The organism is Pseudomonas sp. R11F, assembly GCF_050312575.1.
Lineage (GTDB): Bacteria > Pseudomonadota > Gammaproteobacteria > Pseudomonadales > Pseudomonadaceae > Aquipseudomonas > Aquipseudomonas palleroniana.
Genome location: NZ_JBNPJU010000010.1, coordinates 1 through 13,728 on the forward strand (window position 1 = coordinate 1; position 13,728 = coordinate 13,728).

Annotated in this window: 12 protein-coding genes; 7 read left to right on the forward strand and 5 right to left on the reverse strand. The window is 61.0% G+C overall.

The annotated features are described in order from the left end of the window. Window positions 1-90: 90 nt before the first annotated feature. Window positions 91-618 (reverse strand): helix-turn-helix domain-containing protein, encoded by a 528-nt coding sequence (locus ACQRBV_RS02100; RefSeq protein ID WP_060753748.1) that lies wholly within the window; start codon window positions 616-618, stop codon window positions 91-93. A 106-nt stretch (window positions 619-724) separates the two neighbouring features. Here ACQRBV_RS02100 and ACQRBV_RS02105 point away from each other — a divergent pair, with 106 nt between their 5' ends. From ACQRBV_RS02105 to ACQRBV_RS02130, 6 genes are all read left to right on the forward strand, one after another. Beyond that, entirely contained in the window at window positions 725-1,507 is a 783-nt protein-coding gene (locus tag ACQRBV_RS02105) for an aldolase (protein WP_060753749.1), read from the forward strand. Between the two features lie 28 nt (window positions 1,508-1,535). Next, the gene (locus ACQRBV_RS02110; protein ID WP_104995762.1) at window positions 1,536-2,408 is read left to right on the forward strand and encodes a dihydrodipicolinate synthase family protein; all 873 of its coding nucleotides are present in this window, start codon (window positions 1,536-1,538) and stop codon (window positions 2,406-2,408) included. A 131-nt stretch (window positions 2,409-2,539) separates the two neighbouring features. Beyond that, on the forward strand, window positions 2,540-3,079 hold the full coding sequence (locus tag ACQRBV_RS02115; protein ID WP_411984463.1) for an RNA polymerase sigma factor: 540 nt from the start codon (window positions 2,540-2,542) through the stop codon (window positions 3,077-3,079). After that, window positions 3,076-4,044 (forward strand): FecR family protein, encoded by a 969-nt coding sequence (locus ACQRBV_RS02120; RefSeq protein WP_411984462.1) that lies wholly within the window; start codon window positions 3,076-3,078, stop codon window positions 4,042-4,044. Before ACQRBV_RS02115 ends, ACQRBV_RS02120 begins: the two co-directional genes overlap by 4 nt. 127 nt (window positions 4,045-4,171) lie before the next feature. Beyond that, on the forward strand, window positions 4,172-6,730 hold the full coding sequence (locus ACQRBV_RS02125; RefSeq protein WP_411984461.1) for a TonB-dependent receptor: 2,559 nt from the start codon (window positions 4,172-4,174) through the stop codon (window positions 6,728-6,730). A 116-nt stretch (window positions 6,731-6,846) separates the two neighbouring features. Beyond that, on the forward strand, window positions 6,847-7,791 hold the full coding sequence (locus ACQRBV_RS02130) for a DMT family transporter (RefSeq protein WP_161549727.1): 945 nt from the start codon (window positions 6,847-6,849) through the stop codon (window positions 7,789-7,791). A 44-nt stretch (window positions 7,792-7,835) separates the two neighbouring features. Here ACQRBV_RS02130 and ACQRBV_RS02135 read toward each other — a convergent pair whose 3' ends face one another. The 4 genes from ACQRBV_RS02135 to ACQRBV_RS02150 all read right to left on the reverse strand — a co-directional run bounded on the left by ACQRBV_RS02135 (window position 7,836) and on the right by ACQRBV_RS02150 (window position 11,148). Further along, on the reverse strand, window positions 7,836-9,053 hold the full coding sequence (locus tag ACQRBV_RS02135) for a class I SAM-dependent methyltransferase (protein ID WP_104995757.1): 1,218 nt from the start codon (window positions 9,051-9,053) through the stop codon (window positions 7,836-7,838). Window positions 9,054-9,140: 87 nt separating this feature from the next. Next, on the reverse strand, window positions 9,141-9,758 hold the full coding sequence (locus ACQRBV_RS02140; protein WP_060753756.1) for a TPM domain-containing protein: 618 nt from the start codon (window positions 9,756-9,758) through the stop codon (window positions 9,141-9,143). Between the two features lie 28 nt (window positions 9,759-9,786). Beyond that, window positions 9,787-10,518, reverse strand: a complete 732-nt coding sequence (locus ACQRBV_RS02145) for a TPM domain-containing protein (RefSeq protein ID WP_090366281.1) — start codon at window positions 10,516-10,518, stop codon at window positions 9,787-9,789. An 18-nt stretch (window positions 10,519-10,536) separates the two neighbouring features. Next, window positions 10,537-11,148, reverse strand: a complete 612-nt coding sequence (locus tag ACQRBV_RS02150) for a LemA family protein (RefSeq protein ID WP_060753758.1) — start codon at window positions 11,146-11,148, stop codon at window positions 10,537-10,539. A 242-nt stretch (window positions 11,149-11,390) separates the two neighbouring features. On the opposite strand from ACQRBV_RS02150, the gene bglX reads away from it, so the two are divergent. Next, complete coding sequence (gene bglX / locus ACQRBV_RS02155; RefSeq protein ID WP_411984460.1) at window positions 11,391-13,682, forward strand: beta-glucosidase BglX; 2,292 nt, start codon at window positions 11,391-11,393, stop codon at window positions 13,680-13,682. Window positions 13,683-13,728: the final 46 nt, after the last annotated feature.

Here is a 13,728-nt window from a genome sequence, read left to right on the forward strand (position 1 = left end):
GTGGATCAGTCAGTAAAGCTGTGAATGACACACCGCTATCGGGAGCAAGCCCCCTCCCACACTGGAGTGCATTGCAAGTCACTGCCGTGGTCACTCTTCGGCGCTGTGAACGACGACCAGCAACTGCGCCTGCACGTCTCCAACCGATCGAAGTCGGTGGGGTTTCTGCGCGTTGAAATGCAGCGCGTCTCCCCGCTCCAGAATCACCCGTTCGTTCATGAAATCCACTTCCACCCGGCCTTCATGCACGAACAGAAACTCCTCCCCCACGTGCTCCTTGAAGGTCTTGTCGGTGAACTCCGCCGGCGGGTAGATGATGAACGGCAGCAGGCTACGCTCACTGACCTGACGGGCCAACACGGCATACCCCGGCGAAGTGTCCGGCCGCTCGTGACTGCGCACCAGGCTGTAGCTGTCGAGGTTCACACTGTCTTCGCTGAACAACTCTTCGACCTTCACGTTCAACGCCTTGGCCAGTTTCAACGCGGCGGCGATCGACGGCGTGTTCAGCCCGCGCTCGACCTTGGACAGGTAACTCTTGGTCATCCCGGATTTTTCAGCCAAGGCCTCAAGGGTTATGCCAAGTTTTTTTCTCAATAATTTCAAACGGATAGACATTTGCTGCGATTAATCCATGCAATAAAGCGAAAGCGGCGCTTGCCAATGACACTTTGTGTCATATAGCATCTTTAGTGTCATTTGCACTTACCCAAAGGACACCGATATGGCCAAGACATTAGCACTCCCCAAAGACCAACTGGTCAAGCAAGCGCTGACCCAGATGCAAAACACCCTGGCGGATAATACGTGGACCGACCGGCAAAAGCTGGCGCTCACGTGCCGCATCCTGTTCGAGCACGGCCACGACTCCGGCCTGGCCGGGCAGATCACCGCGCGCGGGCCCACCCCCGGCACGTTTTACACCCAGCAACTGGGCCTGGGCTTTGATGAAATCACTGCCGGCAACCTGTTGCTGGTCAACGAAGACCTTGAAGTCCTGGAAGGTCATGGCATCCCCAACCCGGCCAACCGCTTTCACACCTGGGTGTACCGTGGACGACCGGATGTGAACTGCATTATCCACACGCACCCGACCCACGTCGCTGCGCTGTCGATGCTGGAAGTACCGCTGCAGGTGTCGCACATGGACCTCTGCCCGCTCTACGAAGACTGCGCTTTTCTGGAGGCTTGGCCGGGGGTACCGGTGGGCAATGAAGAAGGGGAAATCATCACCACCGCGTTAGGCGACAAACGCGCAATTCTGCTCTCGCACCACGGCCAGCTCTCCACCGGGGCAAGCATCGAGGAAGCCTGTGTAATCGCGCAGTTGATCGAACGCGCGGCCAAATTGCAGCTACTGGCGATGTCGGCGGGCACCATCAAACCGATCCTGCCGCAACTCGGCCGCGAGGCCCACGACTGGATTTCCAAGCCCAAGCGCTTTGGTGCCGCATTCAACTACTACGCCCGGCAGAACCTGCGTCAACACGCCGATTGCCTGAACTGATTGCTCTTTTTCGAGCGGAGACCTTCCCATGTCCACCCCAAACATTCACGGCATCATCGGCTACACCATCACCCCGTTCAGCACCGACGGCCAACGCATCGACCTCGACGCCCTGGGCCGCTCCATCGACCGCTTGATCGACAGTGGCGTGCACGCCATCGCACCGTTGGGCAGCACGGGCGAAGGCGCGTACCTGAGCGATGCCGAATGGGATGAAGTCAGCGCCTACAGCCTGGCAAAAATCGCCAGGCGCGTACCGACTATCGTCAGCGTATCCGACCTGACCACGGCCAAAGCCGTGCGCCGCGCCCGTTATGCCGAGGCCAATGGCGCCGATGTGGTAATGGTGCTTCCGGCCTCGTACTGGAAACTCAGCGAGGCGGAGATCCTCGCGCATTACGCGGCGATCGGCGACAGCGTCGGCATCCCGATCATGCTCTATAACAACCCGGCTACCAGCGGCACGGACATGTCAGTGGACTTGATCCTGCGGATCGTCCAGCAGGTCGCCAACGTGAACATGGTCAAGGAAAGCACCGGTGATATTCAGCGCATGCACCAGCTGCGCCGGCACAGCGACGTGCCGTTCTACAACGGTTGCAACCCGTTGGCCCTGGAAGCCTTTGCGGCAGGTGCCAAGGGCTGGTGCACGGCGGCACCGAACCTGATCGCGCAATTGAACCTGGATCTGTATGACGCGGTACTGGCCAATGATCTGACTCTGGCGCGGGAACTGTTCTATCGCCAGTTGCCGCTGCTGGAGTTCATCCTCAAGGGCGGGTTGCCGGCGACGATCAAGGCCGGGCTGCGTTTGACCGGGTTGGAGGTAGGCGATCCACGGTTGCCGGTGTTCCCATTGGGCAAAGCGGGGATCGAACACTTGAAGACACTTCTGAGCTGACACCACAACGCTTATGTGGGGGCTTGCTCCCACATTTTGACTCTACAGATTCGTTACATAGAGACAAATGACAATAGTTCTCGATATCATTCGCGACTTTTCTACAGCGCGCTTCGTCAAGAAGGATATCCATGTCTCGTCCCAAGCCCGACCCGCTGTCGGCCGATGCCTTTCGCGGGTTTTATGCAGATATCCTGCATTTCCTGCGCAAACGCACGGACAACGCCAGCGACGCGGCCGACATGACCCAGGATGTCTTCACCCAATGGCTGGGCTACCGCGACCGGGCCAAGGTCGAGCAACCACGGGCGTTTCTGTTCCAGATGGCGCGCAACCTGCTGCGTGACCACTGGCGCAAACAGAAAGTACGCCACACCGCTCACGCGGTTCATTCCGACCTGGACACCGAGCCACTCGCCGACGAGCAAAACGACCCCATGGCCGCCGCGCTTCGCGTGCAACGCCTGGATCAGTTGAAAGAAGTCCTCGCCGAACTCTCGCCCCGCAGGCGAGAAGCCCTTATGCTGCACCGCTTCGAAGGCTTGAGTCAGTCGCAGATCGCCGAGCGCATGGGGATTTCGACCAGCATGGTGGAAAAGCACATCGCTTTTGCCCTGCTGCACTGCAAGCGACGCCTTCAACACGCACCCGGCACGGAGCAGCCAGAATGAACCGCCTGAGCGAGAACGACGTCCAGGGCATCGAAGCGAGTGACTCGATCGATGCCCAAGCCGCCAGTTGGTTTGCCCGCAACCGCAACGAGTTGGGGCGCTCCGACCGCAAAGCCTTTGCCGCCTGGCAAGCGGAGCCTGCCCATGCCCGCGCCTATGCCGAGTTCGAACAACTGTGGGACGACCTCGCCCAGTTGCAGCAACACAGCAGGCCCGTGCCGCTGCCCCAACGCAAACCCTCGGTGTGGCGCCCTGCCCTGGCCGTGGCTGCCGCCTTGGTCTGCGCCGTGATGACCAGCCACATCGGCACGCCCCGCGAGCTGTACCACAGCCAGGTGGCCGCCCATGCCAAAGGCATGCGCACCCTGCACCTGCCGGATGGCAGCACCTTGTATGTGAATGCCAACACGCGCCTGCAAGTGGATTTCACCGCCTACCAACGCATCCTGCACCTGGAAAAAGGCCAGCTGTACATCGACGTCGCACCCGACAAAGAGCGGCCGCTGTACGTACAAGCCGGCGAGGCGAATGTACGGGTGGTCGGCACCGGCTTTGACGTGCGGCGCAGCCAGCAGCAACTGGTGGTCAGCGTTGCCCATGGCCAAGTGGCCTTCGAACCGGACGCAAAAAGCCCGGTGGCCCTGCTTGGCGCCCAGCAACGCGCCACCTACCAATACGCCAAAGGCACCGTGCAGCAGCAAACCCTCACCGCTGATGAGGTCGCCGACTGGCGCAGCGGGCACCTGTCCTTTCGCAACCGCGAGCTGGCCAGCCTGATCGATGAACTGAGCCTCTATCGCCCCCAGCCCCCGTTGCAGGTCAACCGTGCCGTTGCGCAACTGAAGGTCTCGGGCAATCTGGATGTGAATGACCCGCAGGCCCTGCTCAACGCGTTACCCGCCCTGCTGCCGGTAAAAACCGTGGCCTCGGCCGATGGCATCGTCAGAATCGAACCACGTAAGTAAGGTAGAAAACCCACACATGAGAATATTTTGCATTTGCACGTGTGGTTTTTTTTGCCTGCTCCGTCTTCCTCCCGACTGTGTTTGATACGCACACCTTTTTGGCTGTTCAGCCGCACCGGGGGATTTCATGTTTCGCGCGCCTTGCCACGCTTCGCACCTGTTTCTTCGACCCAGCCTCATTGCCACCTGCCTGGCGTTCAGCCTCAGTGCCCAGGCTGAGTCGTTCAAACTGCAACTGCCCGCCCAGCCGCTGGCCCTGTCCCTGAGCCAGGTGGCGCAACAGGCGAAAATCCAGCTGCTGTTCGATGAAACGTTGCTCAAAAACGCGCAGGCACCGGCGCTCAGCGGTGATTTCACCCCGGAAGTGGCGATTCGCAGCTTGTTGCAAAACGGCGAGTTCACCCTGATCAAAGTCGGCACGACTTACGTGGTGCGTCCCGACGAAGGCAAGACCACCCAAAGCGGCGCGATCCAACTGGACGCCCTCAGCGTGATCGGCACCGGCAACGAAGTCGACTCCGCCACCGTCAACCGCTCCACCCTGACCCAGGCCGATATCGACCGCTACCAGTCCAACAACATCCCCAGCCTGTTGCAGACCTTGCCCGGCGTAAGCCAGGGCGGCTCACTCAAACCCGGCGGCCAGACCATCAACATCCGGGGCTTCGGTGACGCCGAAGACGTGCCGCTGACCGTCGATGGCGCCACCAAGAGCGGCTTTGAGCGCTATCAACAAGGCACGGTGTTTATCGAGCCCGAGCTGATCAAAAGCATCGAGGTGGAAAAAGGCCCGCACTCGCCGTTCACCGGCAACGGCGGTTTTGGCGGCACGGTCAACATGACCACCAAGGACGCCCCCGACCTGCTCCAGGACGGCCGCAACAGCGGCGCCATGCTCAAATATGGCTACTCCAGCAACGACCACGAACAGGTCTACAGCAGTGCCGTGTATGGCCGCACCGACGACGGCCGTTTCGACGCGCTGGCCTACCTGACCCAACGTGACGGCGGCGACATGAAGGTGGCCGCCAAACTGCCCAACGACAATAACCAGTACCCGATCAACCCCCAGCGCCTGCCCAACTCGGCACAGGATGTGGATGGCAAGTTGTTCAAGGTCAACGCGCACTTCACCGATGAGCACAGCGTGGGCTTGTCCTACTCGCGCTCCCACAGTAACCGTTGGACACCGTTCTCTGCCGCCAGCTACCCGACGCCGCCAACCCAGGCCAACATCGACCGCTACGGCTATGAAAACGCACTGAAACGCTTTTTGGCCCAACGCGACACCACCGACACCACCTGGTCGGGCAAGTACGAATACACACCGCTGGATAACCCGTTGGTGGACCTGACCGTCAAGTACTCCCAGTCCAACACCGAGCAGACGGACGAGCGCGACGCCACCGCGTTCTTCCAGCTCGCCAGCGGCGGACGCAAGATGGACACGTCCTACACCGACAAGAACCTGGACGTACGCAACGTCAGCCTGTTCAGCACCGGGCCGTTGCAACACGCGCTGACGGTGGGTGGGCAGATCCGCAAGCACATCCGCGAAACCGAGATGTGGATGCCCGGTGCCACCTATAACAGCGCACGTTACAACTATGGGCATTTCCAGCCCGGCTTCATGCCCCACGGCAAAGTCGATACCAACAGTTTCTTCGTGCAGGATGCAGTCACCGTCGGGGATGTGACCATCACCCCATCGCTGCGCTACGACCACGTGCGTAACCGCGGCGAAGGCAATGATGCGCCGTACTACAACAACCCGGATCCGTCCTACGGCCACAACTACAGCGACCGCACCTACACCGGCTGGTCGCCGCGCCTGGCGCTGTTCTGGAACGTCACCCCACACCTGGGGCTGTTCGCCAACTGGAGCAAGACCTGGCGCGCGCCGGTCATCGACGAGCAATATGAAGTCCAGGGCCTGGGCAGCCGCACCGCTACCAGTCTCGACCTCGACCCGGAACGCATCACCTCGATCAGCCTGGGCAGCGTGACCAGCTTCGATCACGTCATCACCCAGGACGACAATCTGCAACTGCGCACCACGCTCTTCCATAACAAGGTCGAAGACGAAATCTTCAAGGCCACGGGGGTGGGCTGCCAGAACCAGGCCATCAACGGCGGCACGATTTCCAGCGCCTGCCCACCGGGCGCGCTGTCCAACTACCGCAACATCGGCGGCATGACCATCAAGGGCTTTGAACTGGAGTCGTTCTACAACTCCACCTACCTGTTCGGTTCGGTGTCGTTCGCCTATGCCAAAGGCGACCACGAAGGCGCCTACACCAACCCCTGGGGGCCGGATGTACCGGCACGTGACATTCCACCGACCAAGTGGGTACTGGTGCTGGGCACCCACATTCCGGCCTGGGATGCCCAGGTGGGCTGGATGGGCCAGTTCATCGGCGCGACCGACCGCCTGCCCAGCGACAAATATTCCGGCGGCCCGGGCAGCAGTGTCGGCGACCTGTTCTACGACCAATACGGCAACAAGCGTTACAACACCCAGGGCCTGTTCGCCAAATGGAAACCCCAACAGGCTTACCTCAAAGGCACCGAGGTGAACTTCACCGTCGACAACCTGTTCAACGAAAACTTCCGTCCGGCCTTGAGCGGCGACCGTGCCTACACCAAGGGCCGCGACGCGAAGATCAGCATTACGCGGTTCTTCTAAAACTGTACGGATAAATCCGCACGCAGCTGTAGGCCCCTGGTCGACGGGGGTTGTGGCTAGATGGGCTTCCCTGGAAGCCCTCTGGATATGGGCTTCTCTCTATTTCGGATGCCCCCATGAGCTCGCGCGAAAACACCGGCATGGCCCTCGGCCTGCTGGGTGTCATCATCTTCAGCCTGACCCTGCCCTTCACCCGCATCGTGGTGCAGGAAATCCACCCGTTGCTCAACGGCCTGGGTCGCGCCTTGTTCGCGGCGGTGCCGGCGGCCGCGCTGTTGTTGTGGCGCCGCGAACGCTGGCCGACCTGGCGCCAAGTGCGTGGGTTGTGCCTGGTCATGGCCGGCGTGATCCTGGGTTTCCCGGTGCTGTCGGCCTGGGCCATGCAAACCTTGCCGGCGTCCCATGGCGCGTTGGTCAACGGCCTGCAACCGCTGTGCGTGGCGTTGTACGCAGCGTGGCTGTCCCATGAGCGGCCGTCGAAAGCCTTCTGGGCCTGTGCGGCGCTGGGCAGTGGGTTGGTGCTGGGTTACGCCTTGATCACCGGCGCCGGCAGTATCCAGGCGGGCGACCTGCTGATGCTCGGCGCGATTGCCGTTGGCGGCCTGGGTTATGCCGAAGGCGGCCGACTGGCCAAGGAGATGGGCGGCTGGCAGGTGATCTGCTGGGCACTGGTGCTGTCTACGCCCGTGTTGATCGGCCCGGTGTGGTACCTGGCGGCGCAACATCAAGGAACAATCTCGCTACGCACCTGGTGGGCGTTCGGCTATGTGTCGCTGTTTTCGCAGTTCCTGGGGTTCTTTGCCTGGTACGCCGGGCTGGCCATGGGTGGCATTGCCCGGGTCAGCCAGATTCAACTGCTGCAGATCTTCTTCACCATCGCTTTTTCGGCGTTGTTCTTTGGCGAACATATCGAGCCGGTGACCTGGCTGTTTGCCTGCGGGGTGATCGCGACCGTGATGCTGGGGCGCAAGACCGCGGTGCAGCCTGCACCAGTCTCCAAACCAGGTGGGAGAGGGCTTGCTCCCGATAGCGGTGCATCAGCCCGTCAATCCGTTGACTGACACTCTGCCATCGGGAGCAAGCCACCTCCCACACCGGACTGCGTTTAGACCAGATACCCGTCTGTGCGCAGCAGGGTTTCCAGGCAGTGCTCGGTGATGTGGTAGAACGCCTTCAGCTCTTGAATTTTCTCCAGCAACTGGGCGTTGTCCAACGGTTCGGCGCGTTTGACCGCAAGGATCATCTTGTTCTTGTTGGTGTGTTCCAGGGAGATGAACTCGAACACCTTCGTCTCGTAGCCACAGGCTTCAAGGAACAGTGCACGCAGGCTGTCGGTGACCATTTCCGCCTGTTGGCCCAGGTGCAGGCCGTATTGCAGCATCGGCTTCAATAGCACCGGGCTCTGGATCTGCAGGCGAATCTGTTTGTGGCAGCACGGCGAGCACATGATGATCGACGCGCCGGAGCGGATTCCGGTGTGGATCGCGTAGTCGGTGGCGATATCGCAGGCATGCAGGGCGATCATCACGTCCAGCTCGCTGGGCGCCACGCTGCGCACATCACCGCATTTGAACACCAGCCCCGGGTGCTCCAGGCGTGCGGCGGCGTTGTTGCACAGGGTGACCATGTCTTCACGCAGCTCAACGCCCGTCACTTCGCCCTCGGCCTTGAGGGTGTTGCGCAGGTAGTCGTGGATGGCGAAGGTCAGGTAGCCCTTGCCCGAGCCGAAATCGGCGACGCGCACCGGCTGGTCGAGCTTGAGCGGTGACGAGGTCAACGCATGGCTGAAGACTTCGATGAATTTGTTGATCTGCTTCCACTTGCGCGACATCGATGGGATCAGCGCCTGTTTGGCGTCGGTCACCCCCAGGTCGGCAAGGAACGGCCGGCTCAGGTCGAGGAAACGATTTTTCTCACGGTTATGCTCGGCGGAAGGAGCCTCCCGCAGTTGTTGTGGCTTGCTTTTGAACAGCGAGCTTTTGTTCTTCTTGCTGTATTCCAACTGGGCTTCATCAGTCAGCGACAGCAAGTGCGCGTTTTTGAACGAAGCCGGCAGCAGCTCGGCAATCGCCTTGACGCCTTCGGCCAGGGGCAAATTCTTGGTGATGTCGCGCGTCTTGTAGCGGTAGACGAAAGACAGGCAAGGCTGCTCCTTGACCGCCACCTGCTTGATGATCAGCCGTTGCAGCTCGGCCTCCGTGCCCACGTACTTGGCCAGCACCAGTTTGATAAAGGCGTTCTGCGCGAGGCTGGCGTTCAACAGTTCGATGAACTGGGCATGATGATCCGGCGCAGGGCTGGCGGGTTGAGCGGTGACGGACATGAACAAAAACGCCTCGGGCTGGGAATGCCGGGCATTTTAGGGGGGATAGCCCTTCAGGGCACGGAGTTATTTGACCAGTGGTACGCCTTACTCCAGCACCACCAGTCGATTGGGCAGTTCGTTACGCGTCTGCGTCACCGGCACATGCACCTTCAACAACTCGCCACAGGCCTCGATGCACGCGATAAACCCCGCCAATGTCTGCCCCTGTTTCACCTGCTGGGTAAACGCCTTGACGATCCCATCCCAACTGCTGTTATCCAGGTGCCTGGAAATACCCTCATCCACCAGGATCTCCACATACCGCTCCGCCTCGCTGACAAAGATCAGCACCCCAGTGCTGCCCAGCGTGTGGTGCAGGTTCTGCTCCAGAAACTGCCGCCGTGCCAGGTTGGAGGCGCGCCAGTGGCGCACCGAACGCGGGATCAACCGGGTGGTGACCTTGGGCAGGCGGAACACCAAGCACAACACGATGAAGGTCACCCATTGCGCCAGCAACAAGGTGTACATGGTCAGATAGCCCGACAGGTAATGCACCACGCCGGGCACCACCAACGCGATCAGGCTGGCCCACAACAGCGGGATGTAGGCGTAGTCATCGGCGCGGGCGGCCAGTACGGTCACCAGTTCCGCGTCGGTGTCTTTTTCCACGCGGGCAATCGCTTGCGCGACTTGGCGCTGCTCGTGCTCAGTCAGTAATGCCATGGTTGTGCTTGCTCTCTCATTATTATCATCACCAGCCGCCTGACGCCCCGCCGCCGCCGAAGCCACCACCGCCGCCCCGGAAACCACCGCCGCCGCCTCCCCCGCCGCCGCCGCCACGGCCGCTGTTGCTGAGAATGGCCAGCAGGATCGCCCCCACCGGCAGCCCCATGCGATTGCACAGCCACAACACGCCAATCAGCAGAATAAACAGGCCGATGGAAAACCCGGGATTATCCTTGGCAAAGTTGGCATCCGCCACATGGGCCGGCACGGCCAGCGGTTCGCCGCCCACCACTTGCAGCATTGCCGCCACGCCGTCGCTGATGCCTTTGCTGTAGTTACCGGCCTTGAAAGCCGGTGCGATCACCTGGTTGATGATGACCCACGACTGCGCATCCGTCAGCACGCCCTCCAGGCCGTAACCGACTTCGATACGCAATTTGCGCTCATCGCGGGCGACGATCAACAGCGCGCCGTTGTCCTTGCCCTTCTGGCCAATGCCCCACTGGCGGCCCAATTGATAACCGAAGTCCTCAATGGGCACACCTTGCAAGTCAGGCACGGTGACCACCACGATCTGGTCGCCCGTGGTTTGCTCCAGCGCCTGCAATTGCTGAGTCAGTTGCTGGCGCGTCGCCGGGTCGATCATCTGGGCGTCGTCCACCACCCGCCCGGTCAGCGCCGGGAAGGTCAGCGCCGCCTGGGCCGCACCGACACAGGCCAACCAGCACAGCGCCAGGCCTATCCTTAATAAACGCATCGACACCTCAGGGAAGCCTTATTTGAACTTCACTTGGGGCGCTTTATCGGCATCGGCACTGGTGGCTTCGAACGTCGCGCGGATCGGCAGATCGCTGTACATGATGCTGTGCCACAGGCGACCCGGGAAGGTGCGGATCTCGGTGTTGTACGCCTGTACCGCCTGGATAAAGTCACGCCGGGCCACGGCGATACGGTTCTCGGTACCTTCAAGCTGGGATTGCAGGGCCAGGAAGTTCTGGTTGGCCTTCAGGTCCGGGTAGCGCTCGGACACCACCATCAGGCGGCTGAGGGCACCGCTCAAACCGTCCTGGGCTTGCTGGAACTGCTTGAGTTTTTCCGGGTTATCGAGGGTGCTGGCATCCACCTGGATCGAAGTGGCCTTGGCCCGCGCTTCGATCACAGCGGTCAGGGTGTCCTGCTCATGGGCCGCGTAACCCTTGACCACCTCCACCAGGTTGGGGATCAGGTCGGCGCGCCGTTGGTACTGGTTCTGCACCTGGCCCCAGGCGGCCTTGGCCTGTTCATCCAGTGTGGGAATGGTGTTGATGCCGCAACCGCTGAGCACTGTGCTGAGCAAAAACAAAGCGGCGGCCTTGAAGCCCCAGCGGTAGGTGTGTGCTGCTTGCATGGTGTTTCTCCTGGTGCAACGAGATGAATTTGACGGCTGGCCCTATCGCTCACACGCTTGAGGCATAATCCGCGACCACGACTGGATTGCGTCGAGTCAATCAGCTAAAAGATGCCCAGCGCAAATAAGAGTTCAGAAGTGTGGTGCATTTTCAGCAATAACACTCGAACAACAACATAGGCTCCCCACATTTTGGCAGAACGGCGTATTTACGCCGTGCAGTGTGCCGAAAAAGGATATTCATGAAAAAGCTGTGTTTGCTCGGCCTTGTTGCCACTCTGGCCACTCACCCCGTATGGGCAGAAACAAAGCCTGCTGCGCTTAAAGACAAGGACGCCTTCGTCAGCGACCTGCTCAAGCAGATGACCCTGGATGAAAAGATCGGCCAATTGCGCCTGATCAGCATCGGCCCGGAAATGCCCCGCGAGCTGATCCGCAAGGAAATCGCCGCGGGCCGCATCGGCGGCACGTTCAACTCCATCACCCGCCCGGAAAACCGTCCGATGCAGGACGCGGCCATGCGCAGCCGGTTGAAGATCCCGATGTTCTTCGCCTATGACGTGATCCACGGCCACCGGACCATTTTCCCGATCAGCCTGGCCCTCGCCTCCAGCTGGGACATGGACGCCATCGGTCGCTCCGGGCGCATCGCCGCCCAGGAAGCCGCCGCCGACAGCCTCGACATCACCTTTGCGCCGATGGTCGACATCTCCCGCGACCCCCGCTGGGGCCGTACGTCCGAAGGTTTCGGCGAAGACACCTATCTGGTCTCGCGCATTGCCGAAGTGATGGTCAAGGCGTTCCAGGGCGCCAGCCCCGCCAACGCCGACAGCCTCATGGCCAGCGTCAAGCACTTCGCCCTGTATGGCGCGGTGGAAGGCGGCCGCGACTACAACGTCGTCGACATGAGCCCGGTCAAGATGTACCAGGACTACCTGCCGCCCTACCATGCGGCGATCAAGGCCGGTTCCGGCGGCGTGATGGTGGCGCTCAATTCCATCAACGGCGTGCCCGCCACCGCCAACACCTGGCTGATGAACGACCTGCTGCGCAAGGACTGGGGCTTCAAGGGCCTGGCCGTCAGCGACCACGGTGCGATCGTCGAGCTGATCAAGCACGGCGTGGCCAAGGACGGGCGTGAAGCCGCCAGGCTGGCGATCAAGGCCGGTATCGACATGAGCATGAACGACTCGCTGTACGGCAAGGAACTGCCAGGTTTGCTCAAGTCCGGCGAAATCCAGCAGAGCGACATCGACAACGCCGTGCGTGAAGTGCTCGGCGCCAAGTACGACATGGGCCTGTTCAAAGACCCGTACCTGCGCATCGGCAAGGCCGAGGACGATCCGGCCGACACCTACGCCGAAAGCCGCCTGCACCGCAGCGACGCCCGCGACATCGCGCGCCGCAGCCTGGTGCTGCTGAAAAACCAGCATGACACCCTGCCGCTGAAAAAATCCGCGACCATCGCCCTGGTTGGCCCGCTGGCCAAGGCACCGATCGACATGATGGGCAGTTGGGCTGCGGCCGGTAAGCCGGAACAATCGGTGACCCTGCTCGACGGCATGAACGCGGTGATCGGCGAAAAAGGCAAGATCATCTACGCCCGTGGCGCCAACATCACCAACGACAAGGCGGTGGTCGACTACCTCAACTTCCTCAATTTCGATGCACCGGAAGTGGTGGATGACACCCGCCCTGCCCAGGTGATGATCGACGAGGCCGTGAAAGCCGCCAAGGACGCGGACGTGGTAGTAGCGGCCGTGGGTGAATCGCGGGGCATGTCCCACGAATCCTCCAGCCGCACCGACCTGAACATCCCGCAAAGCCAGCGAGACTTGATCAAGGCGCTCAAAGCCACCGGCAAACCCCTGGTGCTGGTGCTGATGAACGGCCGTCCACTGTCGATTCTCGATGAGAACCAGCAGGCCGATGCGATCCTGGAAACCTGGTTCGCCGGCACCGAAGGCGGCAACGCCATCGCTGACGTGCTGTTCGGTGACTACAACCCATCGGGCAAGCTGCCGATCACCTTCCCTCGTTCGGTGGGCCAGATTCCGACCTACTACAACCACCTGACCATTGGACGGCCATTCACCCCAGGCAAACCGGGCAACTACACCTCGCAATACTTCGATGACACCACCGGGCCGCTGTTCCCGTTCGGCTACGGCCTGAGCTACACCACGTTCAGCCTGTCGGACATGGCATTGTCGTCCACGACCCTGAACAAGACCGGCAAGCTCGACGCCAGCGTCACGCTGAAAAACACCGGCAAGGTGGATGGCGAAACCGTGGTGCAGCTGTATATCCAGGATGTGGCCGGTTCGATGATCCGCCCGATCAAGGAGTTGAAGAATTTCCAGAAAGTCATGCTCAAGGCGGGTGAAGAACGCACCTTGCACTTCACCATCACCGAGGACGACTTGAAGTTCTACAACACCCAGCTCAAATACGCAGCGGAACCGGGTGAATTCAACGTGCAGATCGGGCTCGACTCCCAGGATGTGCAACAGCAGACGTTCGAACTGCTCTAAAAATGTGGGAGGGGCGGTGCGACGATTCGACTTGCTCCCGATAGCG

Excerpts from the sequence above, each read along its gene's own strand:
- ACQRBV_RS02100 (WP_060753748.1), bottom strand. The coding sequence starts at position 618 with ATGTCTATCCGTTTGAAATTATTGAGAAAAAAACTTGGCATAACCCTT.
- ACQRBV_RS02105 (WP_060753749.1), top strand. The coding sequence starts at position 725 with ATGGCCAAGACATTAGCACTCCCCAAAGACCAACTGGTCAAGCAAGCG.
- ACQRBV_RS02110 (WP_104995762.1), top strand. The coding sequence starts at position 1,536 with ATGTCCACCCCAAACATTCACGGCATCATCGGCTACACCATCACCCCG.
- ACQRBV_RS02115 (WP_411984463.1), top strand. The coding sequence starts at position 2,540 with ATGTCTCGTCCCAAGCCCGACCCGCTGTCGGCCGATGCCTTTCGCGGG.
- ACQRBV_RS02120 (WP_411984462.1), top strand. The coding sequence starts at position 3,076 with ATGAACCGCCTGAGCGAGAACGACGTCCAGGGCATCGAAGCGAGTGAC.
- ACQRBV_RS02125 (WP_411984461.1), top strand. The coding sequence starts at position 4,172 with ATGTTTCGCGCGCCTTGCCACGCTTCGCACCTGTTTCTTCGACCCAGC.
- ACQRBV_RS02130 (WP_161549727.1), top strand. The coding sequence starts at position 6,847 with ATGAGCTCGCGCGAAAACACCGGCATGGCCCTCGGCCTGCTGGGTGTC.
- ACQRBV_RS02135 (WP_104995757.1), bottom strand. The coding sequence starts at position 9,053 with ATGTCCGTCACCGCTCAACCCGCCAGCCCTGCGCCGGATCATCATGCC.
- ACQRBV_RS02140 (WP_060753756.1), bottom strand. The coding sequence starts at position 9,758 with ATGGCATTACTGACTGAGCACGAGCAGCGCCAAGTCGCGCAAGCGATT.
- ACQRBV_RS02145 (WP_090366281.1), bottom strand. The coding sequence starts at position 10,518 with ATGCGTTTATTAAGGATAGGCCTGGCGCTGTGCTGGTTGGCCTGTGTC.
- ACQRBV_RS02150 (WP_060753758.1), bottom strand. The coding sequence starts at position 11,148 with ATGCAAGCAGCACACACCTACCGCTGGGGCTTCAAGGCCGCCGCTTTG.
- bglX (WP_411984460.1), top strand. The coding sequence starts at position 11,391 with ATGAAAAAGCTGTGTTTGCTCGGCCTTGTTGCCACTCTGGCCACTCAC.